Consider the following 26,579-nt stretch of genomic DNA (forward strand, 5'->3'; position numbering starts at 1 on the left):
GACACTAAAAAATCATATAGCCCCCTCAATATCAGTTAATGTCTCGTCGACCAAATCCAGAAGAACATCAATGGTTTGGGTTGCTTGGTTAAAGTAGTCTTTAGCCGAAATAGTGGGGGCGTTGTTGTTTAACAGTTGATCTTGAATACACACAATCAGTTGGTTGACAGCATTCTTGGCGGCACGAAGATCAAACGTAGTGGAGTTGGTTGGTTCTTCCGTTTGTTTGGCTAAAATTGCAAATGCAACGACGGAGAGTTCTTGGATTTTATCACACAAGAAGCGCATGCGAATGCGCTCCTGAGGGGTGCTGCTGGCTTTTGCCGCCATGCCAGTTCCAAGCGCTCTTGCTTGGCCTGCCCACTCTGCGGTTTGCATAACTTCTCTCCAAATACAGTGAGCATAGGTATGCTCTGGGAGGTTAGTGATGCCTGATTCATTAGAAATGTCTTCGGCTAAAAAGATCAAATTACGAATCATGGCGTGATGCTGTTGCAGATTGTTCTCGGGTTTAATTTCATTGGCCTCTTTTAGTCGTTGCCAATGATCAACGTGCCCTTGCCAGCGTTCATTTGTAACAAGGTATGTGTCGTTTTTGTGTTGTTGGAGCGATGCCGTGTTTTGCGCTATGGCCGATCGAGTCTGTTGAAGTGAATGTTTTAAAGACGTATCACCTGAAAGCAGTCCATTGGAGAGGCCGCGATGTTTTTGAATATCTGCGATTAACACACGGAGTGATTTCAGCAGTTGCAGGGTTTGATAACGTTTCGCGCGTGCTGTATTGCGCATGTGCTTGTAAATCAGGATTGAGATACAGCCCAAGAGTATAAAAGTTACTGACATGAGCAGTAGTGGAAATGTGTCAAATGGGGTCATGTGTGTCTCTACTCGTTCAAAATTAGGTGCGGTGTGTGAGTTTAGCTAAGTGCAAGGCAACGGCTTGAGTATGCTGAGCGACTTGGATGTTACAGTCGTTGCTCTCTCTCACCTTGTCTGTCAGTTGTGTGATTTCATTGGCGGCTAGACTTTGTTGAAGCGCACTCGTCGCCACTTGACTGACTTGTTCAGTCACGGTTTCAGTTTGTTGGCAAATTGTGTTTAAGGAGCCTTTCAAAAGCTGTGCACTATTTACACTTTCCTCTGATAGTTGTGATAAGTGATTCATGTAACGACCTACGTCGGCTATATAGTGTTGTATTGCGTCTATATTCTGGGTGATTTCACTGGCTGAGCTTTGGCTACGTATCGCTAGGTTTCTCACTTCGTCTGCGACGACGGCAAAGCCTCTTCCTGCATCGCCCGCTCTAGCGGCCTCGATTGCTGCATTCAGTGCAAGAAGGTTCGTTTGGTCAGCAATGTCTTTGATTACACTCGACATTTGATTAATGATGTTTGAATTGTCGTTGAGTTTAATAATGAGCTCTAGTGTTTCATGGGCTTTTATGGCCATGCTTTGAATATGACCCGAGAGTGATGCGAGCGATTGATTTCCATCCAACGCTTCTTCTCGAGCATTGATGCAGGCCAAGTGAGATTGATCGGCTAACGAGGCGACCTGGCTAATGCTAGTGTTTAACTCTTCCACGGCCGCTGCCGCCGTTGTGGCAGATTGTCCTTGTTGTTCTGCATTTTTGGCCACTTCATTTGCACTGTGTTCGAGCTCTTCTGTGGCGTGAGAAATTTCCTCTAGCTTTTGAGTTAAGGAGAGCCTGAGTCGTTCAGATTCACTGGAGTAGCGCCTAAGGTGCGTAGCAAAGGGCGATTGATAGTGAGACGAAGGGTAGAGTACTGATTGGGTTGACGTTGAATCAGCAATCCATTCCTCTAGCTTCCGCTGCTCAGTATGTATGAGGTGCAAGCTGGTGAGTGATAAATAGCCGATGACAAACAGACCCGAAAATAGCACGTAGCTGGGTTCGGGGACCAAAAATGATATCGCTGAAAAGATCACAAGCACCGCGAGTATGGCAAGCATCATACCCGGTAGTTGTTTCCATTTTAGTAGCAGTAAAGAGGGTGCAAATAAAAAGCTCATCATGCGTCCTTATTAAAAACAAAAACGCCAGCCTCCTCCGTGCAGTATGTGCATAGATGAGTGCTGGCGTCGTTGCCATGATTTGTAAAAAATCATATTTTTGGCCACTCATTGCACGAATGCTTGATATGGCAGGTACATGTACCGTATATAATTTAGGCATGCAATTTTAATACCATGTTTAATAGGCCTTAATTTAAGCGAATATAGGGGGGGGGGAATGTCGCATTTTGTGACAAGGCTAAGAAAGCTTGCATGATTCGAGTGCAAGGGGTGTTAGGAGGGAGGCTAGTATGTATGCAGTAACCTATAATGCGGAATTCTCAATCCAGAAGAGCGGCAAACTCTTTGTAAGGAGCCGCTTTGTGAAGAGCAGTTTAGCCTATAAAGGAGCACTTGAAGTCCGTGAATGTGTTTGCAGAAGGTTACTTGAAGTAATCTGCAATAGAGCGAAGGGATGTCCAGTGTATCTATTGACTATACGAAAAAAACACTTAAACTGTATATTAAATAGATATACAGGATTGTGTGATGGCTACAAAAACAGCTCCAATCAACATGCGAGTACTGCCATCGGTAAGAGATATTATCGATGCTGCAGCAAGCCTGAAAAAAGTGGACAGAACCGTATTCATTCAACAAGCAGCACTCAATGAGGCACATAACGTACTGGCCGAACAGCGGGATTTCGTTCTTGAAGCAAAAGCCTTTGAGGCATTCGATCTCGAACTTGGTGCAGAACCTCAGACTCTTGAAGGTATGACAGATCTCTTTAATAGGAAAGCACCTTGGGAATAAGTGCACCGACACTACTGACCGATCAGCATCAGCTCAATCCGTTTCAATGTGGCATTGAAGAGCTAGATATCTGGTTAAGCAAACACGCCTTGAAGAGTCAAAAGCGGGGAACCGCGAGAGTATACGTGGTCAATGATACGACGACTCGCCAAGTCATTGGTTACTATGCAATTGCCATGGGCTCAGTATCAAGAGAGCAAGCATTCAGTTCGCTAAGAAGAAATAGCCCTGACCCCATCCCAATGGTGATATTGGCTAGACTTGGAGTGGATAGCGCATATCACGGTCGAGGCATTGCCGCGGGTCTTTTAAAAGATTGCATATTACGCTCTATACAAGCAATGAACGCAGTAGGAGGTGCTGGTATTTTGGTTCATGCTATCGATCACAGTGCGCAGACGTTTTACAAAAAATTTGGTTTCAAAGAATCAGCATTTGATCCTCTTGTATTGATGGCACGGATTTGCGATATCGAGAAAACATTAAAATTATAATAAAGTAACCAATTTATTGGCAGGCTCTCAAGCAATCATCCCTGTCTGTATTTTGTAGCTCTGAGTTTTTCCAGCATAGGTTTTAGACCGGAGGATGATCATGAGTGTCTTGTTCGCTGTAGGTGTTTTCTAGCCCACTTTGCTGTCATAGCAAGGTTTTGCTAAAGTGAGCGCCAAACTATTAAACAGCTATGTATTTTGACGCCCTTTGATTTTTCACAGCCAGTCACCCTTGTCGGTTTTTCTCGTTGGAAACGAGGTTTTCTTCCTAATTTCTTCGACGCAGGTCTTCAGTTACGCTTTATCGATCGCCTCGAATTGGATTTGGTTAACGCAGGTGACCAGTTTGTTCTTTGGTCAAATCGTGTGACGCCCGAGTTGGCAGAGGCCATACTGCTCCGGGGAGCAAAGTTATGGCGAATGGAGGATGGTTTTGTTCGCTCTGTCGGTTTGGGGGTGGATTTGGTTGAGCCTTTATCCTTGGTTCTGGACTCGAAAGGGATTTACTATGATTCGACTCAGCCCTCTGATTTAGAATGCCTTTTGAATGAGGCCCAGATGGATTCTGCATTGCTGACAAGGGCTGCCCAAGTATCTCAACGATTGATCCACTTGGGTATTTCCAAATACAATGTGGGTCTTCCAAAGACATTAGATCTTCCTAAAAACAAGAGAATTATTTTAGTACCCGGGCAGGTTGAAACAGATGCTTCAATTCGATTGGGCAGTCCAGACGTTAAAACAAACCTTGAGTTGCTTAAGCGTGTAAGGACAAACTGCCCTGATGCGTTTATTATTTATAAGCCTCATCCAGATGTTGTTGGGGGTGGGCGCATCGGTGAAGTAAACCACGTTGATGCCAGTGCCTTTTGTGATGTGCAAATCACGGATGTTGCGATGCCGGCTCTCTTGTCCCAAGTGGATGAGGTGCACACGATCACCTCGCTAACGGGTTTTGAGGCCTTGATACGTCAGATTCCAGTGGTGACCTATGGTTTGCCTTTTTATGCAGGCTGGGGGTTAACGCAGGATCATTTTGTCTGCGAACGAAGAACAGCCCAACGTTCATTACATGAGTTAATCGCCGCAACGCTGATCCTATATCCTATCTATGTGTTACCGGGCAAGAAGGGCAGTGTTGATGTTGAGGATGCGCTAGAAGAGTTGGCCCGACAGAAGATACAAAATGTACGTCCAACATTAAAAACGCGTCTTTACCGATTGATTAGAAAAAGAATTTAGTGCCCATTGAGTGGCAAACTAACAGGGGAATGTATGATTAGAATTACCGAGAGCATTGGTGTTGATAATGCTCAATCATTTGTGTTGTTTGGTGGCGTAAACGTATTAGAATCACGCGATTTGGCATTGCGTGCCTGTGAAGCCTACGTCAAGGTAACGACTGACTTAGGCATTCCATACGTTTTTAAAGCCAGCTTTGATAAGGCCAATCGCTCTTCGATTCATTCGTATCGTGGACCTGGAATGGAAGAAGGGTTGCGTATCTTCGAAGAGGTGAAAGCGGCGTTTAATGTGCCTATCATCACCGATGTACATGAGATACATCAGGCCGCGCCCGTTGCCGAAGTCGTCGATGTCATTCAATTGCCCGCATTTTTAGCGCGTCAGACGGATTTAGTCGTAGCAATGGCTAAAACTGGGAAGCCCGTCAATATTAAAAAGCCCCAGTTTTTAAGCCCTGCACAAATGTTGAATATTGTTGAAAAATTCAAAGAAGCAGGTAACGATCAGCTGATTTTGTGTGATCGTGGTACGTGTTTTGGGTACGATAATTTAGTGGTTGATATGTTGGGCTTCGGTGTAATGAAAAAAGTATCGGGCAATTTGCCGATTATTTTTGATGTTACCCATGCGTTGCAGCAACGCGATCCAACAGGGGCTGCTTCGGGTGGTCGTCGTGAGCAGGTCGTTGATTTAGCAAGAGCGGGTATGGCTGTTGGTTTGGCTGGATTGTTTTTAGAAGCACACCCTGAGCCATCTAAGGCAAAGTGTGACGGTCCGAGTGCATTGCCATTGGATCAATTAGAGCCTTTCCTCAAGCAGATTAAAGCGATTGATGACTTAGTCAAGAGTTTTCCTGTTTTGAACATCGACTAGGAGAAGAGAGATAAAAATGAGAGGTAGACGCTTGCATCCATGCAGGTTTTCCTCTCAAAACCGACTTCCATTTCGGTGAGCACTCATTCCTAGGACGTTAGGAGAAGGTGAGTGCTGCTTTTCAATACACTTGTGTTACATCTGCGTCGGATGTATACAAGCCACGTGATTCTAAAGTTGGACCTGTAAAGAGTCAATAAAATCAATGGAATGATCTATTTTTCAGTCTATTTTAATGCGCTTGGCTTGATTTTATGGCGCTATTTGATGCAGATTGATGCTACCTGTGCGCCTTTTATAACCTGGAAAAAATAATAATGATTCAATCGCTGAATACGCTGTTTGCATCGCCTCGTTTAGTGAGGGTAGCGCCCTGGATTTTTGTTCTTTTGTGGAGCACAGGGTTTATTGGGGCAAAGTATGGTTTACCCTATAGCGACCCTTTTTCATTTTTGGCTTGGCGCATGCTGTTTAATCTCGCATGCTTTTTTGTGTTGCTCAAGGTGTTTTCAGTCAAGTTGCCCACTCAAATGTCACTGTGGCGACAACAACTCTTCGCTGGTGCTTTGATTCATGGTGCTTACTTGGGCGGTGTGTTCTCTGCAATAGAGTTGGGCATACCCGCGGGTCTAACCGCACTTTTGGTTGGCTTGCAACCTTTGTTGACTGGCGTGCTTGTATTCGTAATTTGGAAGCAGCAACTGAGCTTTCGCCAGTGGTTTGGCCTGTTTTTGGGGCTCGCTGGTGTGGTGTTAGTCGTGCAGCAAACTTCAGGCATGGACTTGGAGCATATCAGCATTACGTGGGTTGGACTTTTGTGGGTTTTGTTGGCCTTAGTGGGCATTACACTTGGGACGCTTTATCAGAAGAACGTATGCGAACCTCAACCGCTTTTAGCCGCTTCTTTCATTCAATATGCAGGATGCTTTGGACTCATGCTTCTGGGTGTATGGATTAAGGGAGAAGGAGCGGTTGAGTGGCATCGAGATTTTATTTTAGCACTGACTTGGTCCGTTTTAGTGTTATCGGTCGGGGCCATTTTATTATTGATGTTGATGATTAAGGCCGGGGAGTCAACGCGAACGGCGAGCTATTTTTATCTTGTTCCACCTTTAACGGCCCTTGAGGCTTGGGTATTGTTTGATGAACGTATGACGGCCTTGGCATTGGTTGGGATGGTGATCACCGTGATGGGTGTGTACTGGGCGAATCGTTCAGTTTAAAAACGTTTGGGAGTTGTGTCAGTGACAAAGTCAGGTTTGAATCCGTGGTGGGTGGTGTTAGCGGGAGGGCTAGTGTTGGCTTACAGCATGGGGGTACGCTTATCCTTAGGGCTGTTGGTGCCAGACATTAGCCTCAATTTAGGTATCTCTGTTTCGGACTTGTCGTTTAGTTTTGCAATGCAGAATCTGCTTTGGGGCGCCGTATCGCCCGTTGCAGGTGCGTTAGCGGAGCGCTATGGCACGGCTAAAATTCTACTGGCTGGCGCACTGCTGTATGCCGCTGGCTTAGTGGTGGCCGCCTTAGCGGCCAGTAGTACGATGTTCTTTGTCGGCAATGCTATGTTGATTGGCATTGGGACGGGAGCCACGACTTTCCCGATCGTTCTCGCCGCCGTCGGTAAACGTTTTCCGGCACATAAACGAACCTTGGCCTTGGGTATTGCCAGCGCGGGCGGCTCGTTAGGGCAGTTTTTGTATGCGATTCTTTTGGGCTATCTTGCACCTTCACAAGGCTGGGTCAGCACCTTTTTAGTGTTTGCCGCAACCACGCTGTTGATCTTAGGGTTGATCGGCTTATTGCGTGATGGTGTGCGTCCCGTTCGGCAGGCCCATGATGCACCACTGCGAATATTTGATTGGCAGGCCATTGCGCAGGCAATGAGATCACGTGAGTATCAACTGCTCAGTATTGGTTTTTTTGTTTGTGGGTTTCATATTGCCTTCATAACTGTGCACATGTCTGGCTTAGTCGCTTATTGCGGTTTATTGCCGAGCGTCGCATCCGATTCCCTGGCCATAATTGGTTTAATGAATATTGTGGGTGTCATTTTAATTGGATGGGCGGGTGATCGTTGGCATAAGCCAGGTCTGTTGTTTGCGATTTACGCACTACGAGGCGGCTTAATTTTAATGCTGTTAACCCAACCGATCACCGATCAGCTTTTGTATGTTTTCTCGGGGATTATGGGCATGTTGTGGTTATCGACCGTTCCTTTAACCAGCGGCGCGGTGGCGCATCTATTTGGGACGAAGAACTTGGGATCACTGTTCGGTATCGTGATGTTTAGTCATCAAATTGGCGCGTTTTTTGGCAGTTGGTGGGCGGGCCTGACATTTGAGTGGTATGGTTCGTACGACGTTGCTCTGATCGCAAGTGCACTATTAGCTTTTCTTGCCGCGGCTGTTCATTTGCCGATGACCCCCAAGCGCATGCAACAATTATCTTTTAGAGATGCCTGATTTTGATCGTGCACCTAGTGCACAGAAGGGTAGTTTTTGATTGCGCCCCTAACTCCCTCTTCCTAGACTTACGCCGTTACTTACAAAAGCGTGCGATTACAATAATCATAAGACACATGGCTTAAACATCGATTGAGGGTGTCACCGGACTGGGTGGAAGGTGGTTCAGTTGAATGTGCAAGGCATGGGTCATAGCATCAATGATGTGCCTCTAATTTTAGTATCTGTATACCTAAGCTATCTAAAATGGATACGGGTATCAAAATAATCGGCATGTCAAAAAAACAATAGGATAATAAAATGACTATGCGTAAATCATTTAGGAGAGTAGCGCTTGCCGCCACACTCATGGGTGCTATTTTTTCACAAACCTCTCTCGCTCAGCAGCTGAGATTAGCCTCTGGGCTGCCGCCGATGCAACCTGCTCATAATCCGCTCTATACCGAATTCCAGAAAATGCTACCTGAAATGTCTGATGGGCGTTTAAAAGGGCAGCTGGTGGGAATGGAAGTCGTAAATTTAGCCAATATGCGTACCGCCATTAGCAGTGGGCTGGTACAGGTTGGACTTTTTCTTCCAGCCTATTTCCCAGCTGATTTACCCAACTTTAACCTAGTGGGTGACTTATCCTTGATGGGGGGCACTCCACACGCAACGGCCGCTGCCATTACTGAATATATTGTGACCTGCGCAGATTGCCAGGCAGAGCTCAACGCACTCGGAATCGTGTATACCGGCTCACATGCCAATCCCTACAATTTACTGACAACGAAACCCGTAGCGGCAGAAACAGACTTGCGTGGAATGCGCATTCGTGTGGCAACGCCTCAGCATGCGCGTTGGGTCGAGGCCATGGGAGCGACTCCTGTAAGCATGGCGACAGGTGAGGCCTTTGAAGCACTGTCACAAGGGATTATTGAAGGTACAGTGACGTCTTTATCCGATCTCATTTCCTTTAATCTCCAAGATGTGATTAAGCATGCAACGCTCATTGAAATGGGGACGTTTCATTCCTTAATCGATCATGCAGTACGCCGTGACACTTGGAACTCGATGTCTCTGGATAATCGCTCTGCCATTATTAAAGCCTCCAATACAACCAGCATGCTCACGACGAGCCGCTGGGTTGAAATGGCGGAGCAATCAAAGCAGATCGCAACTCAAAAAAGCATCGACCTGCTTGAACCTGCAGAATCCTTTATTCAAGCAACGGCAGACTTTGTCATTGCCGATGTGGACACTGCTGTGACCTTAGCGGAAACCCGCTTCGGGGTCACGGGAGCTAAAGCTAAAATTGAGCATTTTCAAGCGCTTGTTGCAAAGTGGGAGACGATTGCAGAATCATTGGAGCATGATCCAATCTTAATGCAAGACGCCATTCAACGCGAAGTATGGGATTCACAAGATTTGTCTCAATACGGGCTGTAGCGTCATTGTCTCTAAATGGAGTGTGATGCCATCAGCTGTGGCATCGCACTGCGTCACTTTGTATCTAGGGTCATGGGTATGTCTTTATTAGCAAAGCTGGTTGAAAAATTAACCTTCAGTTTAATGGTGATTGGCGTTATTGCCGTGGTGGCAATGATGCTGCACATTACGCTGGATGTCGTACTCAGAACGACATTCAACATTTCTGTACCCGCAACTGAGCGTATTGTTACGCGATATTATATGGTCGCACTGGCCTTATTACCGCTTGGTTGGGTGGAGTGGTCTAAAAATATGATAGCGGTCGAAGCCTTCACGCAATTATATGGGAAAATAGGGTTCCTTATCCTGAGTGTATTAACCAGCCTTTTATCGACGGTTATTTATTATCTACTTGGCGTTGCGACCTGGGTGCAGGCCGTTGAGCAGTATAATCTGGGGTCATACATTATGTCGTTGAACCTGGTGATTCCGATTTGGCCTGCTTACTTTTTCGTACCTGCAGCCCTGTTTGTTGCCATGGTCGTTTGTGTAGCACGCATCCCCTTAATGTTGAAAAATCGATATTAATTCTTTGTTTTGTAGAGGTCGGTAAATGAGTATAGAAACAGGGGTATATGGGCTCGTCGCTTTGCTCATATTACTGGGACTGCGGGTTCCCGTTGCTATTTCATTGATTACAGTATCCTTAGTAGGGCTAACGTCCATGCTGGGTTGGGATACGGCTATTCAAATGTTAGCGTCGCGTCCTTATGATTTCCTGGCACGTTGGACATTAAGTGCCATTCCCATGTTCTTGTTAATGGGATTTGTTGCCTACCACTCTGGTTTGACTGCGGGGCTGTTTAATGCGGCTAAAGTGGTTTTTCGTTGGTTACCGGGTGGCTTAGCGATTTCAAGTATTTTTGCAAGCTCTGGGTTTGCAGCCGTTTCAGGTTCAAGTGTGGCATGTGCGGCTTCTATGGGCCGTATCGCCATCCCTGAAATGGTAAAAAGTGGTTATAAACCCAGCTTTGCCTGTGGCACGATTGCGGCTGGCGGAACGATCGGCGCATTAATCCCTCCAAGCATTCTCATGATCATTTATGGGGTGTTTGCGCAGGTCTCGATTACAGAGGTGTTTTTAGGCGGTATCACCATCGGTCTATTAACGGCTTTAGGTTACTGCATCACCATCTTAATGGTGAGTTGGTTGCGTCCTGACATTGTTCCTCGGACATGCCAGGGAGGCGAGGGCTATACGGTTGCGCAAGCGCTGAAAGAAGTATGGCCAGTGGTGGCATTGGGCATCATTATTTTTGGAGGAATGTTTTCGGGTGTCTTTACGGCAACAGAGGCGGGGGCTGTTGGAGCCTTAGGTGCTTTGGTTATTGCGCTCATAATTGGTAAATTGGATTGGTCTGTTTTAAAACACTCAATGATCGATACGCTGACAACCACGTCTTCGTTATTAATAATTGGCGTTGGGGCTAGCATGTTTACGGTCTTTCTGAGCATGAGCGGTCTTTCTGGATATCTTTTAAGTGCTTTAACGGGTTGGGAGCCCAGTTATTTACAACTCATGCTAATGATGGTGATCATCTATTTGCTTCTAGGGCTCTTTATGGAACCCTTTGGTGCAATGCTAGTCACGCTCCCGATTTTTTTACCTATTTTACAGAGCATGGACATTAGCCTTATTTGGTTTGGCGTGTTCTTGGTTAAATTGCTTGAAATAGGCATGGTAACACCACCTGTCGGAATGAATATTTTCGTAATTAAAGGTGTGGCTTCCCAGTACGCAAGCTTGGTGGATATTTTTAAAGGCGTTTCTATTTTTCTGATCGCGGATTTGTTAATTGTCGCGTTTATGATTTTTGTGCCGGGTGCTGTGTTCTTATTTATGTGAAGTGAGTATAGCAGGGGGATCCTATTGCTCTGCATTCTTACATACCAGATAAAACGGACACTTTTTAGTTTAAGTCTCAGATTAAGGGTAATAATACAATGCAATCATTTGATGAAGCCAGCAGCAGTCATTTTGTAGATATTGTGGAAGGCGATCTGTCACTGCGCATTCACTATAACGAGGTTGGGCAAGGCGATAAGGTTGTTGTGACTCTACACGGTTCAGGTCCCGGTGCGACCAGTTGGGCTAATTTTAGTAAAAATATAGCGCCACTGGTTGCTGCAGGATACCGAGTGGTGTTGATGGACAGCCCGGGTTGGGGTAAAAGTGATCCGGTTATTTGTGAAGGATCACGCTCACATTTGAATGCAAGAGCCTTAAAAGGACTTGTCGATGCTTTACACCTAGACAAGGTCAGTTTAATTGGAAACTCTATGGGGGCGCATTCAGCAACCGCTTTTACACTGATGTATCCTGAGCGAGTTGAAAAATTAATTTTAATGGGCGGAGGCACAGGGGGTGCGAGTCCTTATGCGCCTATGCCAACCGAAGGAATCAAAAGGCTTCAGCAGTTGTATCGTGAACCTACGATCGACAATCTAAAAGCCATGATGGATATCTTTGTTTACGATACATCCGATTTGACTGAAGATTTATTTCAGCTTCGTTTAAACAACATGCTGTCGAATAAGGTGCATTTAGAGAACTTTGTTAAGAGCCTGGAGTTGAACCCTAAGCAGTTTCCTGACTTTGGAGCGGAGTTGACTAAAATTACACAGCAAACGTTGATTTTGTGGGGGCGAAATGATCGGTTTGTGCCAATGGATACCGGGTTGAAATTGCTTGCACATATTCCAAACTCAGAATTGCACCTGTTTAATCAGTGTGGACACTGGGCGCAATGGGAGCATGCCGAACGCTTTAATTTCTTGGTTCTGAATTTTTTAGAAAACTAAAAAGACAGATACACACATATTATCTTAGTGTTCATCGTCAAGGCTGAGCTCTATTTTATCGACCGTGGCCCGCATTTTAGCTAAATATTTACGGGCCGCTTCTTCGGGTAACATGGCTTTTGCAATGTAGACGAGATTTAAGACGCCAATAACCGTTTGGTTTTTAAAAATGGGCAGGGCGATAGCCGCTATTTTTGCTCAGCCTCCCATTCAGAGTAATTGCTGCCGTACCCACGTTGACGCGTTCGATAGATTAACTGAGCTATATATTCTTCGTCACGCGCTAACAAGCCTTGAGCGTCTTGACGGCTGCCTAATAGATCCAGCAAGGCTAAGCGTTCGGCTTCTGGGCAGAATGCAAGATAGGTACGACCTGCCGCCGTATACAAAATGGGCAAACGACGCCCAACCATCGAGCGATGAAAGGATAAGCGGCTAAAACGATGTGTGGTCTCACGCACAACCATCGCATCACCATCCAGGGTGCAAAGATCGGTTGGCCAAATGACCTGTGGCAAGAGATCGGCCAGCAAGGGCGCTGCAATGGCGGATATCCATTGTTCATCACGAAACCCCTCACTCAATTCACGGACTTGTATTGTCAATTGATAACCATCATCTGACAGGCTTCGGCGCACGTAGCTTCATCTTGCAGTGTTTCCAGTAAGCGTCGAACGGTGGTGCGATGTATGCCAGTTAGTTTGGCGAGCTCGGAGATACTCGCCCCACCATCCAGCCGATTAAGCGTGTTCAACAAGAGCAGTCCTCGCGTGAGACCACGAACGGTTTTGTATTCAGTTTCTTTAGAGACGGGTTCTCGGCTCATGGAAATGTCCTTTTGTCGGCAACGAGTGTGCACTTAGTGCACAAGAAAGGCCTTTTTGGTTGATGCTATTAAGCATAGCTTTTTATAATCGATGAATAAATGAGCAGGCTAAAAAATATAACAGAATATTGAATTCTTCTTTATTTAAATAAAGATCAATCGATAGGTTATATAAAGATCGATGTAAATTGATGGCCCAATAAAAATCATGAAGAAACTCCATTCTTCATATTATTTTGTCTTAAATGCAGTTTTTTGTTCTATTCAATATTCATATCGTTTGAAGAGGAATAGAGCGACGTTGCTAAACCATAATAAAACAAACGGTACAACACAATGAGTACAGTTATGTCACAGACAGTATCAACTTCCCTTGATTATTCGGCAGATGTGGTCGTGTTGGGTGCAGGACCTGTGGGTCTGACGATTGCAAATTATTTAGGCCAGGTCGGAATACGGGTATTGGTCATCGAAAAGTTGGATACGCTAATTGATTATCCGCGTGCAATTGGCATAGACGATGAGGCGCTGCGCACCTTGCAGTCTGTCGGCCTGATCGACAAGGTTTTGCCGCATACGACTCCCTACCACTGGATGCGATTCTTAACCCCCAAAGGGCATTGCTTTGCATCCATAGAACCCAAGACCGATGAGTTTGGTTGGTCTCGGCGTAATGCATTTATTCAACCGCAGATTGATAAGGTTTTGTTGGAGGGACTGAAGCGCTTTGATCAGGTTAATACATTATTCTCACGGGATATGTATCAGTTTGATCAGGATTCTGAAGGGGTCAATCTCTATATGCGCACTGCGGAGGGTACGGAAGAGCGTGTTCGTTGCCGCTATTTGATTGCAGCCGATGGTGGCAATAGCATGGTTCGTAGGACGCTTAATATTGCGTTCGACGGTAAAACAGCCCCTAACCAGTGGATCGTGGTGGATATCAAGAATGATCCTCTGGGCACACCGAACATCTATATGTGTTGCGATCCCGTGCGTCCTTACGTGTCGGCTGCTTTGCCACAGGGGGTTCGTCGTTTTGAGTTTATGGTGATGCCGGGTGAAACCGAAGAAAGCCTATCTCAGCCTGACAATATGCGTAAATTACTGGCCAAGGTGTTGCCGAACCCCGAAAAAGTTGAACTGATTCGCCAGCGTGTCTATACGCATAATGCACGACTAGCCGCTGAGTTTCGCCGTGGCAAGATTCTGTTGGCAGGTGATGCGGCACATATTATGCCAGTGTGGCAGGGGCAGGGGTATAACAGTGGAATGCGCGATGCCAGCAATCTTGCCTGGAAAGTTGGAATGGTGGTTAAGGGACTGGCGGGTGAGGCATTGTTGGACACCTATCAGCAGGAGCGCCGGGATCATGCGCGGGCAATGATTGATCTGTCTGTGATGGCAGGGCATGTGTTAGCACCACCAAAGCCTTGGATGGGGAAACTCCGTGATGGTGTGGCGTGGTTATTGAATTATTTACCGCCCATTAAACGTTACTTCTTGGAAATGCGCTTTAAGCCCATGCCCCAGTATGAAAAGGGTGTATTGGTGAAGCCTGATATGAAGCTTACCCATAATCCCGTGGGCCGTTTATTTATTCAGCCCAAGATCCGAACTGAATCGGGTGATGTTTGCTTATTAGATGATGTCATTGGTGCGAAATTTGCCATCATTGCTTGGGGGACCGATCCAACCTGGGGATTAAGTCAAGAACAGATCGCATTTTGGAAGCATTTAGGGACAGCGTTTATTCAGGTTGTGCCATCTGTGCAGATGTTAGCACCCACGACCTTGTCTGATGACGTTATTCGAGTTGGGGATGAACAAGGGCGATTAAAAGACTGGTTTGGTCAATACCCCGCTTCAGTGGTGGTTGTCCGTCCAGATCGATTTGTCGCAGGACTCACTCTTCCGCAGACCCTCGAGCAGACCTGCTCACGCCTATCACAAGCCCTTGCGGCTAAGGCTGTGTCGCATCGCGCTAGCGTTGAACCTATAGGGAAGGTGGCGTGAATGAAGACAATGCTGCACTGCATGTCCCACTCGCCGCTGGTGGGGTTTGTTGACCCGTCACCTGAAATCCTGGATGAAGTGAATGGGGTTATTGCAAATGCGAGAAAGGCGGTAAAGGCCTTCGATCCAGATCTCGTTGTGCTCTTTGCGCCGGATCATTACAACGGCTTTTTTTACGATCTGATGCCGTCTTTCTGTATTGGAACGGAGGCTTACGCAATTGGTGATTTTGGCACCTTAGCTGGCGATCTCAATGTACCTCAAGCCTTGGCAGAAAACCTAGCGGCATCGGTTTTGGATTCAGGTGTTGATGTGGCGGTTTCCTACCGCATGCAGTTAGACCATGGTTTTGCTCAGCCACTTGATGAGCTGGTCGGAGGGTTGGATTGTAAACCTGTGATTCCCATTTTTATCAATTCGGTTGCAGTTCCCTTGCCAAGCTTTCAACGTGCCCGATTGTTGGGTGAAGCGGTGGGGCGCTACCTAAAAACACTGGATAAAAAAGTCCTGATCTTAGGCTCGGGTGGCTTATCGCATCAACCTCCCGTACCAGAATTGGCGACGGCGAATGCGCATATGGTTGATCGTATGAAAGGGTCTGGTCGTTACTTGCCAGACGATGAACGCGAAGCACGCACTCAACGGGTCATCGCAGCGGCTCGTCGGTTTGTGGAAGACCAAAGCACGCTTCACCCTTTACATCCTGAGTGGGATCAGTCGTTTATGACGCTGTTATCGGAAGGGCGAATGGCTGAGCTAGATGCCATGAAGAATGACGAGCTATCGGCAATCGCCGGAAAATCAACCCATGAGGTAAAAGCTTGGGTTAGTGCCTTTGCCGCTCTATCGGTAATGGGACATTTCAATACAACGGATCGCTACTACCGTCCCATTCCAGAATGGATAGCGGGTTTTGGTTCGTTAACCGCCTACACGGAAGAAACACTATGAATACTTTGTTGGAAACACTCGCATTAGATCTGCGCAATGCCGAACTGAGTGGACAGCCTATTGCCCCCATACGAGATCAATTGGGTGATGTCGATGCTGAGTTGGCCTATCGCATTCAACAAATTAATGTTGAACATGCGTGTCTTCAAGGGCGCCGTGTCGTGGGGCGTAAAGTCGGCTTGACCAATCCATTGGTGCAACAGCAGCTAGGTGTGAATCAACCTGATTTTGGGACTCTATTTGCCGATATGAGTTATTCCGATAACGCCATAATTCCGTTTAATCGAGTGATGCAACCTAAGATTGAGGCCGAAATTGCGCTGATTCTTGATCAGGATTTACCCGAGGCTGATACCACTCTGGCGGATTTGATCCGAGCCATCGGTTGGGTGCTGCCAGCCTTGGAAATCGTAGGAAGCCGTATTGATGCCTGGAATATTCAGTTTGTTGATACCGTTGCTGACAATGCATCAAGTGGTTGCTTTGTGCTGGGAGGCCCTGCTCGCCGCTTAGAGGGATTGGATTTACTGAATGCCAAAATGAATATGACGCGTAATGGTGAGTTGGTGTCGAGCGGTAAAGGGGCTGAATGCTTAGGGCATCCGTTGAATGCCGCCGTCTGGTTGGCTCAAACGCTCAGTCGTTTGGGTACGCCGTTGCGTGCAGGCGACATTATTTTAACCGGTGCATTAGGCCCGATGGTCAAGGTAGAGCCCAATGATCGCTTTGCAGCGGATATCGAGGGCCTAGGCTCTGTGTCTGTACGCTTTTCTTAAGCCTTTATATGTTCTGCCATCACCCTTTACTAGGATATCTCCATGAAAAAATTTAAAGCGGCCATTATAGGTTCAGGCAATATTGGCACTGATTTGATGATAAAAATTCTGCGCAATGGTAAGTATATTGAGATGGGAGCCATGGTTGGGATTGATCCTAACTCAGATGGCTTGGCACGTGCGTCGCGCATGGGCGTGGCAACCACACATGAGGGGGTTGAGGGACTCGCACGCTTACCTGTTTTTTCAGAAATCGATGTTATCTTCGATGCAACGTCAGCTGGCGCGCACTTGAAAAATGAAGTGTTTTTAAGAGGCTTGAAGCCGAACTTGCGTATTATCGATCTGACACCGGCTGCAATCGGACCATATTGTATCCCAGTGGTGAACCTGGATCGTCACTTAGAGGATACCAATGTCAACATGGTGACCTGTGGCGGGCAAGCCACGATTCCAATGGTGGCAGCTGTGTCTCGTGTTGCAAAGGTTCATTACGCCGAAATCATCGCCTCTATTTCAAGTAAGTCAGCCGGCCCGGGTACGCGCGCGAACATTGATGAATTTACCGAAACCACCTCAAAAGCGATTGAAGTCGTCGGTGGTGCGGAGAAAGGGAAAGCCATCATCATTCTGAATCCCGCAGAGCCACCTCTAATGATGCGAGACACCGTAATGGTCTTGTCTGAGGCGGCGGATATGGCTGAGGTTGAAGCCTCCGTGTTAGACATGGAAAAAGCCGTCCAGAGCTATGTGCCAGGGTATCGGTTAAAGCAGCGTGTACAGTTCGATCGTATTCCTCCCGAACAGCCGGTCAATATTCCGGGTTTAGGCCGCTTTAGTGGTTTAAAAACATCCATCTTTTTAGAAGTTGAGGGCGCAGCTCACTATTTGCCAGCGTATGCGGGTAATCTCGACATCATGACCTCAGCCGCTCTATCGACGGCAGAGCGCATGGCTCAATCATCATTGACGGTTTAAGGAGATTTGACTATGAGCTTTAACCCAGGAAAAAAACTCTACATCTCCGACGTAACGCTGCGTGATGGGAGCCATGCGGTGCGTCATCAATATACGATTCAACAGGTGCAAATGATTGCGCGAGCGTTGGACAAAGCCCGTGTTGACAGCATTGAAGTGGCGCATGGTGATGGACTTCAAGGTTCTAGTTTTAACTATGGCTTTGGCGCTCATACCGACCTGGAGTGGATTGAAGCCGTGTCTGAAGTGGTTGAGCATGCTCAGATCGCCACGCTGTTATTACCAGGCATAGGGACGGTTCATGATTTGGAGGCTGCCTACGCAGCGGGTGCTCGTATTGTCCGTGTGGCGACGCACTGCACGGAGGCCGATGTTTCACGCCAGCATATAGAGCATGCACGTAAACTGGGTATGGATACCGTTGGCTTTTTAATGATGAGCCATATGACGACCCCGCAAGGCTTAGCCGAACAAGCCAAACTGATGGAAAGCTATGGAGCCACCTGTATCTATGTGGTGGATTCGGGCGGTGCGATGGCTATGGGCGATATTCGAGATCGTTTCCGTGCGTTGAAAGATGTGCTGAACGCCAGTACCTTGACGGGGATTCACGCGCATCACAATCTTTCATTGGGTGTGGCAAACTCAATGGTGGCGGTCGAAGAGGGCTGTGATCGAATCGATGCAAGTCTTGCAGGCATGGGAGCGGGAGCCGGAAATGCACCACTTGAGGTGTTTATTGCGGCTGCGGAACGTCAGGGATGGGACCATGGAACAGATTTGTACACACTGATGGATGCAGCGGATGATATTGTACGTCCCCTTCAAGATCGCCCCGTACGTGTGGATCGTGAAACCTTGGCATTGGGCTATGCCGGTGTTTATTCCAGTTTTTTACGTCACTCTGAGATCGTGGCTGAAAAGTATGGTCTTAAAACCGTGGATATTCTGGTTGAACTGGGTAAGCGGCGTATGGTGGGTGGTCAAGAAGATATGATCGTGGATGTTGCATTGGATCTTCTCAAGGCCCAATCCGCTTAATGAGTTGAAATAACCGCTAGGTTTAAACGAAGCGACGCTCAGTCGCTTCGACATCACGTCAGTAAACAGCAAACCAGAATTTCAACGCTTTGATTAAAAAGTCTCAGCCTATAGAATGATTAAAAATTTTATAGGTGCAATCATGGCAACAGCAAGTGCGGTCCATATTTTAGTTAAAACGGAAGAAGAGGCAGTGAAATTAAAGGAAAAACTGGCAAAAGGTGCCGATTTTGCCTTATTGGCTAAGAAACATTCTATCTGCCCATCTGGAAAGCGAGGTGGCGATTTAGGTGAGTTTCGTAGAGGTCAGATGGTGAAAGCCTTCGATCAAGTGGTGTTTACCAAGTCTCTGTACAAAGTCCATGGGCCTGTAAAAACTCAGTTTGGTTTTCATTTAATCAAAATTCTCTACCGGAACAAGTAGGAAATGTATTTGTACTCTATTTGCTGCAGATTGGTTGATTGCGTGCCTGAGGCGTTATTGGTGTGAGCATCGAGTTTTCGTCCCTCGACCTACGATCCTATTCGAATGAAGTGGCGAGCCATCAGCACGATTATCATCAATTGGTGTTGCCCGTTGCGGGGCGCTTGTCTTTAAGCATCGAGCACGCCGAGGGGGATGTGACAGCTTCGAAAGCGGCGATTATTGCGGCAGGGGCTTCTCACGGATTTTTTGCATCAGATCGAAATATGTTTCTGGTGGCCGATGTACCATCATCCTTGGCTCCGCGTTTGGAGTCATTTCCAGCGTTTATCGATTTGGATGAAGCACTGACGCGCTATGTCGGCTTCTTGTCTGCTCAGGTTCAGGCTCAACAAAATACGCCGGATCTACAAAAGCAAATGCTAGGCTTGTTGATACAGTTGCTGCAGGAAAAGGCGGGTGTTCAAGTACAGGTGGATCAACGCGTGGCCGCTGTTAAAGCCTATATCGCGCACAATTTGGATCAAGGTATTACACTGCCTCAACTGGCTGGGGTCGCCCATTTGAGTGTTCGTCAACTGAACCACGTGTTTACTCAATCTGAAGGATGCTCTCCACAGCACTACCTCATTGAACAACGAATGCAGCGTGCTCGGGACTTGCTGGAGTCAACGGATTTAAGTGTGCAACGTATCTCCGAATCCGTGGGCTATTCAAATTTGGCTGCGTTTAGTGATCGTTTCCGACAATGCATGGGTCGGTCCCCCCGTCATTTCCGCCGATTGAGCAAAGAGATACGCTGAATCACGAAAGCGTCGTCTAGGCCTTTTGGTTACAGTCATGTTTTTCAATCGACAGTAGGATCAAGATGGCTTCCTTGCATACAGCAACCTTAATAGGATCTGTTTCAATTCTTCTCTGGGGGACCTTGGCATTGCTCACCCGTATGACGGGCGGCGTGATTCCTGAGTTTCAGTTAATGTCCATGACTTTTGGTATTGCATTTTTATTGATGCTTGCGCGATGGTGTTGGCGTAAGCAATCGGGCTTTGTGTTTATCCGTCAGCCTATCGCAGCATGGGGGTTAGGGGTGGCCGGTTTATTTGGCTACCATTTTGTCTACTTCAAAGCCATGACATTGGCGCCCGCTGTTGAAGTGAGCTTATTGGCCTATCTTTGGCCATTGTTGATTGTCTTGTTCAGCGCTTTGTTGCCCGGTGAAAAGATACGAAAACCCCATGTGACAGGGGCAATACTGGCCTTATTTGGATGCTGGATATTGGTGGGTCAGAATGCAAGTGGCTTTCAGTCACAGTATGTACAGGGATATCTATTGGCTCTATTGTGTGCGTTGATTTGGTCTAGTTACTCTGTGTTAAGCCGTTTGGTGAAGTCTGTTCCCACGGATGCAGTGGGTTGGTTTTGTGCGGTGACCTCAGTATTGGCGTTGATTTGCCATCTAATATGGGAGCAGACCGTCTGGCCGCAAACGCTTGTACAGTGGGTTGGAGTGGTCGGTTTAGGGCTTGGCCCTGTTGGGATTGCTTTCTTTACCTGGGATTACGGTGTTAAGCATGGCAATATCCAGCTTCTTGGCACGTTGGCGTATAGCGCTCCCTTAATTTCGGTTGTCTTGCTGCTGATGGCCGGAGAGGCGGAACCAAGCTCGGCAATCCTGTATGCGAGTCTCGCGATTGTCGGTGGATCCTTCATCGCGGGAAGAAAATGGGCATAAGTCAGAATGTAAAAAAGGCCAGCGACCTCAGCAAATGTGCCTTTTGGTGACTGGCCTTTGACCTGTGCGACCACATTCCTAGAATGGGTGCTTGCGGTCTGAGATCGTACATATCTCTGCTTTAAGTATAGCGCATAATAGGAAAGTGCAAGTTATCGCGTCACTTTTTTCCAGACCGACATTTCGGCAACCGTATGCTGGTGCTTGCGCGCTGTTTCACGAATCACAAACGGAATATCTTGAGTGCCGATCAATTCAAACTCTGGCGCTAAATGCTGTTTCAGACCTTCGAGCGTTGTGAGGTTCTCGCCAGCGTCTTTAAAGCCGCCTAACCACTGGTTTTTATCCGTAAATTCGGCTAGCCAAGTGTAGGGCGAGGTGAGTACAAGATAACCACCTGCAAGGATGCGGGGTTTGATGTCGTTTAAAAACTTCGCAGGCTCGTACAGTCGATCAATCAAATTTCCAGCAAATACCAGATCGTAGCCGGTATACATGGCTTTCAGATTGCAGGCATCTCCTTGGGAAAAGGTCACTTTGTAAGCCTGTTGCTCAAGTCCCAAGTGCGCAAGATGGATGTCTTTGAGTTCAGTTAATTCTCCCTCAGTGGGTATTTGATAGCGAATCTGACCCTTCTCTGCGAGCAACTGAGCATTGCGGATAAATCGTGCTGAAAAGTCTAAGGCATCGACTTTGTCTGAGATATTGGCCAGCTCGAAACTGCTGCGACCGGTTGCGCAGCCAATATCCAAAACATGTTTAAAGTGATTGCGTTGAGTGAGTTGCTGTACCTGCTCAACACAGGCTTTGGGGTAGTTTGGAACACCAAAATATTCTGCACCGTAGTGAAATTCTAGATACATTGAAATAAGCGCGTCGGTCTCGTAGGTGTTCATATGGTTATTCGGCATTAGGGCAGACTCCACATATCGAAAGCCCGCGTGTTGAAAAAAGTGACGTCGAAAGGCATAGCGACTGTCACGGATGGATTCATTTCCGGTTGAAATCCAGCTTCCCCCTTTGATTAGATTATGTTTACCATCAAAGGTCGGAACTGAAAAGTCATCATAGCTAGGATGGACTTCAAAACCGTTAAACGCATCAATGGGCGTCTCGGTCCATTGCCATACATTGCCGACAATATCGTAAAAATTGCCCTGTTGAAATTGATTCACCGGACATGAAGATGCAAACGCTTCTAAATTGACATTGCCGGGTGCCTTTTCCCACTCAACATGATCCTGTTGAAGGTTAAGGTCATAGAGTCGATACCATTCTGCTTCGGTGGGCAGCCTAAGGGGTTTTCCTTGCTTGGTGGACAGCCATTGGCAAAAGGCTTTGGCTTCTAAATGATTAACATCAACTGGCCAGCTCCAGGGCATTTCAATTTCCTCTAGCATAGCCCGATATTTAAAGCTGCCATCGCTTTGAGGCACCCAGAAAATGGGGTGTTTAGGCCTTTTATAGCTCACCCACTGCCAACCTTCATCTGTCCACCATTCTTGTACCTCATACCCTCCGTCACGGACAAACTGAAGGTATTCGGCATTACTGACCAAGTACTGGCTGGCCTGAAAGGCTTGAACCTCTGTCTCTAAATGGCCAAATTCATTATCCCACCCGTAGGTGTTCGATTGGTTTTTATGGCGGCCTTGAATCACAAGACCTTGGTTCACGGGAAGGAGATTGTTGCTAGGGGGCGTGCGGGTTTGGTCTGGACAAATCGGCCACTGATTAGACGGTCTGACTTGATGAATGGGTAGCTGTCGAATTAATACAGATGAAGTTTCAAGATGAATACGTTCGTGTTCGATCCCCATTAAAATAATCCAGAAAGGGTCTTCCCACTGAATCGGCAATGCTAGAGGCAATTCATCAATAAGTTGGTTGACGAGGACTTTGACTTGATCGCGATAGCGTTTCACTTCTTCAACACTAGGCCAATCATAATGGGCGTCATTCAGATCATCCCAAGACATTTCATCCACACCGATGGCAAGCATGGACTCTAGCTTTGGGTTCAAGCGATTGCTGATGATTTGGCTTACGCGAAGCTTGTTTACGAAAAACGTAGCGGTGTGGCCAAAGTAAAAAATCAAAGGATGACGCAAGGGTTCGGGACGTAAATAGAACGTCTGATCGGATGCTAAGACTGAAAATAAGGACTCATACAGCTCGAAGGTATCATTAAAGTAGGTTTTGATCTCTTGTCGCTTAAGGATAGGGTCACCAGCGTTGATAATCGGTGTTTTATGAGGTCTGGTCAGCATGCGAGAAGTCCCTTGATTGAGAGTTTATGTTTCCATTACGCAGTGAAGGGTGAGATGGTTTCATTGAAACCCTGCTTGATCTATAGGTCTCTTTTGTGAGTAGATCAACATCACCTGTGTCCCCTTTCTTAATAGACTTTAACCTGTAATTGTTTAATCTTATGGACAAGTGTACTTTTACATAAAAATTGATTGGAAAGTCTTAATGATACCTGATTATGAAAAGCGCCTAACAGCCTTGAGGCCACGATTACTAGCGTTTGCACGTTTACAGTTGCGTTGTCATGATGAGGCAGAAGACGTGGTGCAGGAAGCATTGTTGGTGGCGACAACTAAACAGGATGAGTTTAAAGGACTTAGTCAATATGAAACATGGGTATTCGGAATTCTTAAGTACAAACTACTGGATCTGTTTCGTGCCCAAAAGGTGCGTTCACGCTGGTTGGTTGATACGGATACCTCATGGCAAGATGAACTGGATAAACAGTTTCGTGAAAATGAGCGCTGGCAAGATGAGCATCGACCCCAAGACTGGGGCGATCCAGAAGCGGTTCTTGCCAGCAGTCACTTTTGGCGTGTCTTCGATGCCTGCATGATTCATTTGCCCGATGTGCCTGCACGTGTTTTCTCGTTACGTGAACTCATGGATGTCGATATTGAAGAAATATGCTCCATCCTGAACATTACAGAAAACAACTGCTCGGTGATTCTGTACCGAGCTCGAATGAAGCTTCGCCAATGCCTTGAAAAGGGTTGGTTAGTCGGAGAGGGCACATAATGTTGACCTGTCATAAAGCCACGCATCTTATGTCTGCTCGTTTAGACCGTCCTCTGCCTTTAGGCGAGAAGTTGAGCCTTAGGTTTCATTTGATGATGTGTAAAAGCTGTCACCGTTGTGATCAACAGCTCGAACTCATTCATCAAGCGGGGCAAGGTTGGCATCAAAAAAGGATTGAAGAGGATCATCTTGAGCCTGATTCAGATGCATCGAAAAAATAAAGTTCAAACTTTGTAAGAAAACTGGTGACTTAAACGACATATCCTTCAAATAGGATAAGAGGATATATCGATGTTAGTTTCGTCTATGCAGATTTATGTAATGGTGGCTGCATTACTAGTAGTCACTGCTTTCACCTTGATGACGGCGCCAGCGGTCAAAACAGCAGAAGGCTTTTTTAGCGGTAAAGAACAGGGAAGTGTGCCGAGTCTTTGGACGCTGACCTTGTCACAAGTGACGACGTGGATTTTTGCACGTTCTTTATTGAACGCGGCCATTCTCGGTTACCTATTCGGGATTGCTGGCACTTTGGCTTATGGTGTTTATTATGGCTCTTTTCTCACGGGTTGGTTAATTATCGATCGCCTTAGGTTTCATCATGGTGAAACGAGTATTCAAGACTTTTTTGCGAGGCAGTTTGGTCGCTTAGGTTCCTACTGTTACAACCTACTAGTGTCGTTACGCTTGCTATCAGAAGTTTTTGCCAATTTACTTGTGGTCGGTATAGTGTTTGGTGCGGTGGGATCTGGAGCTTGGCAGGTTTCGATCTTATTGGTTGCTGGATTAACGCTTGTTTACTCCATGCGCGGCGGGCTGAGTGCGTCCTTGAAAACCGATGTTCAGCAGATGCTGATTTTATTGGTAATTTTGGCGGGCTTAATGGTGTTGCTTTTGACGCATCAGGCTTTTGAGTGGCCAGCGATCTTGAACAGTTCTCCAGAGTTAACGAATCCTGGTTGGATACTTCTCATTGTTGCACTTTTACAGGTAATCAGTTATCCGCTACATGATCCTGTCATGATGGATCGCGGATTGCTGGCGGATCGCCAAACCACCCGTAAAAGCTTTATTCATGCCTTTTGGATATCCATCTTGTTTATCCTGTTGTTCGGTTTATTGGGTGTTTTCGCCGGTTTACATCGCATGGGTGAAGAGGAACTTATGAGTACCTTGCAGCGATTGTTTGGCACGCCCGTCATGCTGTTAGTTGGTATGGCGCTGATTATCTCTGCGGCATCAACCATGGATTCTACGTTATCCAGTGCCTCACGCTTAGCGGTTGTCGAAATGAAAATTGGACAAGCGACGCCTGCAACTGGGCGTTGGGCAATGCTATTGTTTATGTTGGGTGGGCTGTTTTTGGTCTACGTTGGCACCAATGATCTGTTTGCGGCTGTGGCTGTCAGTGGGACGGCATCCCTGTTTTTAACACCCGTCATCATCTTTAATATTTGGTTAAAACGAGACGTGGCGCGTTGGAGCTTTGCTGTTAATTTTATCTTTGCGGTATTAGGCTCTGTGCTCTATTTTTTGGAAACCTCTGGCCACACCAATCTCTTAGGTGACATCACGGGTTTGAGCCACAGCTATAGCAAGCTTTTGGTGATTACCTTCTTTATTTTGATCGTGGGTCTGTTTAGTTTTGCCTTAGGACTGGAACCTAAACGTAAGGGGAGTGTAAATGAGCGCAGAGCGTGAAGGGCGTAGCTGTCCAATTGATTACCGTTATTCTCCTAGCCTTATCGCTGCAACTGAACCTTGTCTCTCAACACAGGTTCTGTATGTCGCTGGCGGTCTTTATGGCAACCCTTATGCGCTCGATTGTTTGGAAGCGATGGTGTCTGATGAACCTCATGCAAAGCTGATCTTTAACGGTGATTTCCATTGGTTTGATGCCAAAACTGAACTCTTCAGTAGTATCAATAATCGAGTGGCCAAGTATTCTGCTATAGCGGGTAATGTCGAAAAAGAACTGGCTAGGACTGTGTCAGCGAATGTTGGCTGCGGCTGTGCGTACCCTGAAGCAGTTGATCAAGCAATCGTCGACCGATCGAATCGGATTCATAAACGATTACAGTCAATTCTACCAAACGATAGTCATCTTTTAGGTTGGTTAAGAAATTTGCCGAATTATGCCGTTGTTGAGGTTGCCGGACGACGCGTGGCTGTCGTGCATGGAGACGCAACATCCCTCGCAGGATGGGGTTTTGAGGCAGGCAGCATCGATCTGCCTGAACAACAAGCACTCATTCAGCGCTGGTTAGTCAAGGCTAACGTTGATGCGTTTGCGTCTTCTCATACTTGCCAAGCGGTCTGTCGTCAATTTCAGTCAGGCGTGGTGATTAATAACGGTGCAGCCGGAATGCCAAATTTTAATGATGGCTGCTATGGCATCATTACGCGAATAGCCCAGACGGCGGGACACCGTAAACCGCTATATTCGACGACCTATCAGGGATTGGTGTATGAAGCCCTACCGCTATTCTACGATCAGGATGCTTGGACAACACTGTTTCTCTCCTTGTGGCCTGAAGGCTCTGATGCCTGGACCTCCTATTGGGACAGAATTGAACAGGGAAGTAAAAGACTTAGATGATTTGATCAG

27 protein-coding genes are annotated in these 26,579 nt (G+C 46.7%); 22 read left to right on the top strand and 5 right to left on the bottom strand.

What is annotated here, in order from left to right:
* Positions 1-12 precede the first annotated feature (12 nt).
* Both D791_RS05430 and D791_RS05435 read right to left on the bottom strand, forming a co-directional pair.
* A complete protein-coding gene (locus D791_RS05430; protein ID WP_036508818.1) occupies positions 13-876 on the bottom strand; it encodes a nitrate- and nitrite sensing domain-containing protein in 864 nt (287 codons plus the stop codon).
* Between the two features lie 22 nt (positions 877-898).
* Positions 899-2,035, bottom strand: coding sequence for a methyl-accepting chemotaxis protein (locus D791_RS05435; RefSeq protein ID WP_036509133.1), 1,137 nt, complete (start codon positions 2,033-2,035; stop codon positions 899-901).
* Between the two features lie 531 nt (positions 2,036-2,566).
* Here D791_RS05435 and D791_RS05440 point away from each other — a divergent pair.
* The 10 genes from D791_RS05440 (at position 2,567) to D791_RS05485 (ending at position 12,179) form a co-directional block, all read left to right on the top strand.
* Positions 2,567-2,833, top strand: coding sequence for a type II toxin-antitoxin system TacA family antitoxin (locus D791_RS05440; protein ID WP_036508821.1), 267 nt, complete (start codon positions 2,567-2,569; stop codon positions 2,831-2,833).
* On the top strand, positions 2,824-3,327 hold the full coding sequence (locus tag D791_RS05445; protein ID WP_036508835.1) for a GNAT family N-acetyltransferase: 504 nt from the start codon (positions 2,824-2,826) through the stop codon (positions 3,325-3,327). The genes D791_RS05440 and D791_RS05445 overlap by 10 nt, the downstream gene beginning before the upstream one ends.
* A gap of 198 nt (positions 3,328-3,525) precedes the next feature.
* Entirely contained in the window at positions 3,526-4,569 is a 1,044-nt protein-coding gene (locus D791_RS05450) for a capsular polysaccharide export protein, LipB/KpsS family (RefSeq protein ID WP_051514273.1), read from the top strand.
* 33 nt (positions 4,570-4,602) lie between these two features.
* The gene (gene kdsA, locus D791_RS05455) at positions 4,603-5,445 is read left to right on the top strand and encodes a 3-deoxy-8-phosphooctulonate synthase (protein WP_036508837.1); all 843 of its coding nucleotides are present in this window, start codon (positions 4,603-4,605) and stop codon (positions 5,443-5,445) included.
* Positions 5,446-5,762: 317 nt separating this feature from the next.
* Positions 5,763-6,668, top strand: coding sequence for a DMT family transporter (locus tag D791_RS05460; RefSeq protein WP_051514274.1), 906 nt, complete (start codon positions 5,763-5,765; stop codon positions 6,666-6,668).
* 21 nt (positions 6,669-6,689) lie between these two features.
* Positions 6,690-7,907 carry an MFS transporter gene (locus D791_RS05465; RefSeq protein ID WP_051514275.1) on the top strand — a complete coding sequence of 406 codons (1,218 nt, stop codon included), beginning with the start codon at positions 6,690-6,692 and terminating at the stop codon, positions 7,905-7,907.
* A 300-nt stretch (positions 7,908-8,207) separates the two neighbouring features.
* A complete protein-coding gene (locus tag D791_RS05470; RefSeq protein ID WP_081763747.1) occupies positions 8,208-9,335 on the top strand; it encodes a C4-dicarboxylate TRAP transporter substrate-binding protein in 1,128 nt (375 codons plus the stop codon).
* A gap of 78 nt (positions 9,336-9,413) precedes the next feature.
* Positions 9,414-9,905, top strand: coding sequence for a TRAP transporter small permease (locus D791_RS05475; RefSeq protein WP_036508840.1), 492 nt, complete (start codon positions 9,414-9,416; stop codon positions 9,903-9,905).
* A 25-nt stretch (positions 9,906-9,930) separates the two neighbouring features.
* On the top strand, positions 9,931-11,223 hold the full coding sequence (locus D791_RS05480) for a TRAP transporter large permease (RefSeq protein ID WP_036508842.1): 1,293 nt from the start codon (positions 9,931-9,933) through the stop codon (positions 11,221-11,223).
* Positions 11,224-11,321: 98 nt separating this feature from the next.
* Positions 11,322-12,179, top strand: coding sequence for an alpha/beta fold hydrolase (locus D791_RS05485; protein ID WP_036508845.1), 858 nt, complete (start codon positions 11,322-11,324; stop codon positions 12,177-12,179).
* 188 nt (positions 12,180-12,367) lie between these two features.
* Here the strand turns inward: D791_RS05485 and D791_RS20305 are convergent, their stop codons facing one another.
* Positions 12,368-12,817 carry an IclR family transcriptional regulator domain-containing protein gene (locus tag D791_RS20305; RefSeq protein ID WP_202806819.1) on the bottom strand — a complete coding sequence of 150 codons (450 nt, stop codon included), beginning with the start codon at positions 12,815-12,817 and terminating at the stop codon, positions 12,368-12,370.
* The gene (locus tag D791_RS20310) at positions 12,781-13,005 is read right to left on the bottom strand and encodes a helix-turn-helix domain-containing protein (protein ID WP_202806820.1); all 225 of its coding nucleotides are present in this window, start codon (positions 13,003-13,005) and stop codon (positions 12,781-12,783) included. The genes D791_RS20305 and D791_RS20310 overlap by 37 nt, the downstream gene beginning before the upstream one ends.
* 348 nt (positions 13,006-13,353) lie before the next feature.
* Here D791_RS20310 and D791_RS05495 point away from each other — a divergent pair, with 348 nt between their 5' ends.
* The 8 genes from D791_RS05495 (at position 13,354) to yddG (ending at position 20,926) form a co-directional block, all read left to right on the top strand.
* A complete protein-coding gene (locus D791_RS05495; protein ID WP_081763748.1) occupies positions 13,354-15,021 on the top strand; it encodes a bifunctional 3-(3-hydroxy-phenyl)propionate/3-hydroxycinnamic acid hydroxylase in 1,668 nt (555 codons plus the stop codon).
* On the top strand, positions 15,022-15,972 hold the full coding sequence (locus D791_RS05500) for a 3-carboxyethylcatechol 2,3-dioxygenase (RefSeq protein WP_036508851.1): 951 nt from the start codon (positions 15,022-15,024) through the stop codon (positions 15,970-15,972). It abuts the gene before it with no gap.
* Positions 15,969-16,748, top strand: a complete 780-nt coding sequence (gene mhpD, locus D791_RS05505; RefSeq protein WP_036508852.1) for a 2-keto-4-pentenoate hydratase — start codon at positions 15,969-15,971, stop codon at positions 16,746-16,748. Before D791_RS05500 ends, mhpD begins: the two co-directional genes overlap by 4 nt.
* Before the next feature lie 42 nt (positions 16,749-16,790).
* Complete coding sequence (locus D791_RS05510; protein WP_036508854.1) at positions 16,791-17,726, top strand: acetaldehyde dehydrogenase (acetylating); 936 nt, start codon at positions 16,791-16,793, stop codon at positions 17,724-17,726.
* 12 nt (positions 17,727-17,738) lie between these two features.
* Positions 17,739-18,767: a 4-hydroxy-2-oxovalerate aldolase gene (gene dmpG, locus D791_RS05515; RefSeq protein WP_036508865.1), complete on the top strand. Its 1,029-nt coding sequence runs from the start codon at positions 17,739-17,741 to the stop codon at positions 18,765-18,767.
* Between the two features lie 142 nt (positions 18,768-18,909).
* Positions 18,910-19,191 carry a peptidylprolyl isomerase PpiC gene (ppiC, locus tag D791_RS05520; protein ID WP_036508868.1) on the top strand — a complete coding sequence of 94 codons (282 nt, stop codon included), beginning with the start codon at positions 18,910-18,912 and terminating at the stop codon, positions 19,189-19,191.
* 62 nt (positions 19,192-19,253) lie between these two features.
* Positions 19,254-19,994, top strand: a complete 741-nt coding sequence (locus D791_RS05525; RefSeq protein WP_036508871.1) for an AraC family transcriptional regulator — start codon at positions 19,254-19,256, stop codon at positions 19,992-19,994.
* A gap of 65 nt (positions 19,995-20,059) precedes the next feature.
* On the top strand, positions 20,060-20,926 hold the full coding sequence (gene yddG, locus D791_RS05530) for an aromatic amino acid exporter YddG (protein ID WP_036508873.1): 867 nt from the start codon (positions 20,060-20,062) through the stop codon (positions 20,924-20,926).
* A gap of 152 nt (positions 20,927-21,078) precedes the next feature.
* Here yddG and ovoA read toward each other — a convergent pair whose 3' ends face one another.
* Entirely contained in the window at positions 21,079-23,196 is a 2,118-nt protein-coding gene (gene ovoA / locus D791_RS05535) for a 5-histidylcysteine sulfoxide synthase (protein WP_036508877.1), read from the bottom strand.
* 205 nt (positions 23,197-23,401) lie between these two features.
* Here ovoA and D791_RS05540 point away from each other — a divergent pair, with 205 nt between their 5' ends.
* The 4 genes from D791_RS05540 to D791_RS05555 all read left to right on the top strand — a co-directional run bounded on the left by D791_RS05540 (position 23,402) and on the right by D791_RS05555 (position 26,570).
* Entirely contained in the window at positions 23,402-23,974 is a 573-nt protein-coding gene (locus D791_RS05540) for a sigma-70 family RNA polymerase sigma factor (RefSeq protein WP_036508879.1), read from the top strand.
* Positions 23,974-24,195: a zf-HC2 domain-containing protein gene (locus D791_RS05545; RefSeq protein ID WP_051514277.1), complete on the top strand. Its 222-nt coding sequence runs from the start codon at positions 23,974-23,976 to the stop codon at positions 24,193-24,195. Before D791_RS05540 ends, D791_RS05545 begins: the two co-directional genes overlap by 1 nt.
* A 70-nt stretch (positions 24,196-24,265) precedes the next feature.
* A complete protein-coding gene (locus D791_RS05550) occupies positions 24,266-25,672 on the top strand; it encodes an SLC5/6 family protein (RefSeq protein ID WP_202806821.1) in 1,407 nt (468 codons plus the stop codon).
* Complete coding sequence (locus D791_RS05555) at positions 25,656-26,570, top strand: metallophosphoesterase family protein (RefSeq protein WP_036508882.1); 915 nt, start codon at positions 25,656-25,658, stop codon at positions 26,568-26,570. Before D791_RS05550 ends, D791_RS05555 begins: the two co-directional genes overlap by 17 nt.
* The last annotated feature ends 9 nt before the right edge of the window (positions 26,571-26,579 follow it).

Source organism: Nitrincola nitratireducens, from assembly GCF_000585235.1.
Lineage (GTDB): Bacteria > Pseudomonadota > Gammaproteobacteria > Pseudomonadales > Balneatricaceae > Nitrincola > Nitrincola alkalisediminis.

What these genes read in the sequence shown, in the direction of transcription:
- D791_RS05430 (WP_036508818.1), bottom strand. Translation starts at nt 876, where the DNA reads ATGACCCCATTTGACACATTTCCACTACTGCTCATGTCAGTAACTTTT.
- D791_RS05435 (WP_036509133.1), bottom strand. Translation starts at nt 2,035, where the DNA reads ATGAGCTTTTTATTTGCACCCTCTTTACTGCTACTAAAATGGAAACAA.
- D791_RS05440 (WP_036508821.1), top strand. Translation starts at nt 2,567, where the DNA reads ATGGCTACAAAAACAGCTCCAATCAACATGCGAGTACTGCCATCGGTA.
- kdsA (WP_036508837.1), top strand. Translation starts at nt 4,603, where the DNA reads ATGATTAGAATTACCGAGAGCATTGGTGTTGATAATGCTCAATCATTT.
- D791_RS05460 (WP_051514274.1), top strand. Translation starts at nt 5,763, where the DNA reads ATGATTCAATCGCTGAATACGCTGTTTGCATCGCCTCGTTTAGTGAGG.
- D791_RS05470 (WP_081763747.1), top strand. Translation starts at nt 8,208, where the DNA reads ATGACTATGCGTAAATCATTTAGGAGAGTAGCGCTTGCCGCCACACTC.
- D791_RS05475 (WP_036508840.1), top strand. Translation starts at nt 9,414, where the DNA reads ATGTCTTTATTAGCAAAGCTGGTTGAAAAATTAACCTTCAGTTTAATG.
- D791_RS05480 (WP_036508842.1), top strand. Translation starts at nt 9,931, where the DNA reads ATGAGTATAGAAACAGGGGTATATGGGCTCGTCGCTTTGCTCATATTA.
- D791_RS05485 (WP_036508845.1), top strand. Translation starts at nt 11,322, where the DNA reads ATGCAATCATTTGATGAAGCCAGCAGCAGTCATTTTGTAGATATTGTG.
- D791_RS20310 (WP_202806820.1), bottom strand. Translation starts at nt 13,005, where the DNA reads ATGAGCCGAGAACCCGTCTCTAAAGAAACTGAATACAAAACCGTTCGT.
- D791_RS05495 (WP_081763748.1), top strand. Translation starts at nt 13,354, where the DNA reads ATGTCACAGACAGTATCAACTTCCCTTGATTATTCGGCAGATGTGGTC.
- D791_RS05500 (WP_036508851.1), top strand. Translation starts at nt 15,022, where the DNA reads ATGAAGACAATGCTGCACTGCATGTCCCACTCGCCGCTGGTGGGGTTT.
- mhpD (WP_036508852.1), top strand. Translation starts at nt 15,969, where the DNA reads ATGAATACTTTGTTGGAAACACTCGCATTAGATCTGCGCAATGCCGAA.
- D791_RS05510 (WP_036508854.1), top strand. Translation starts at nt 16,791, where the DNA reads ATGAAAAAATTTAAAGCGGCCATTATAGGTTCAGGCAATATTGGCACT.
- dmpG (WP_036508865.1), top strand. Translation starts at nt 17,739, where the DNA reads ATGAGCTTTAACCCAGGAAAAAAACTCTACATCTCCGACGTAACGCTG.
- ppiC (WP_036508868.1), top strand. Translation starts at nt 18,910, where the DNA reads ATGGCAACAGCAAGTGCGGTCCATATTTTAGTTAAAACGGAAGAAGAG.
- yddG (WP_036508873.1), top strand. Translation starts at nt 20,060, where the DNA reads ATGGCTTCCTTGCATACAGCAACCTTAATAGGATCTGTTTCAATTCTT.
- ovoA (WP_036508877.1), bottom strand. Translation starts at nt 23,196, where the DNA reads ATGCTGACCAGACCTCATAAAACACCGATTATCAACGCTGGTGACCCT.
- D791_RS05540 (WP_036508879.1), top strand. Translation starts at nt 23,402, where the DNA reads ATGATACCTGATTATGAAAAGCGCCTAACAGCCTTGAGGCCACGATTA.
- D791_RS05545 (WP_051514277.1), top strand. Translation starts at nt 23,974, where the DNA reads ATGTTGACCTGTCATAAAGCCACGCATCTTATGTCTGCTCGTTTAGAC.
- D791_RS05550 (WP_202806821.1), top strand. Translation starts at nt 24,266, where the DNA reads ATGTTAGTTTCGTCTATGCAGATTTATGTAATGGTGGCTGCATTACTA.
- D791_RS05555 (WP_036508882.1), top strand. Translation starts at nt 25,656, where the DNA reads ATGAGCGCAGAGCGTGAAGGGCGTAGCTGTCCAATTGATTACCGTTAT.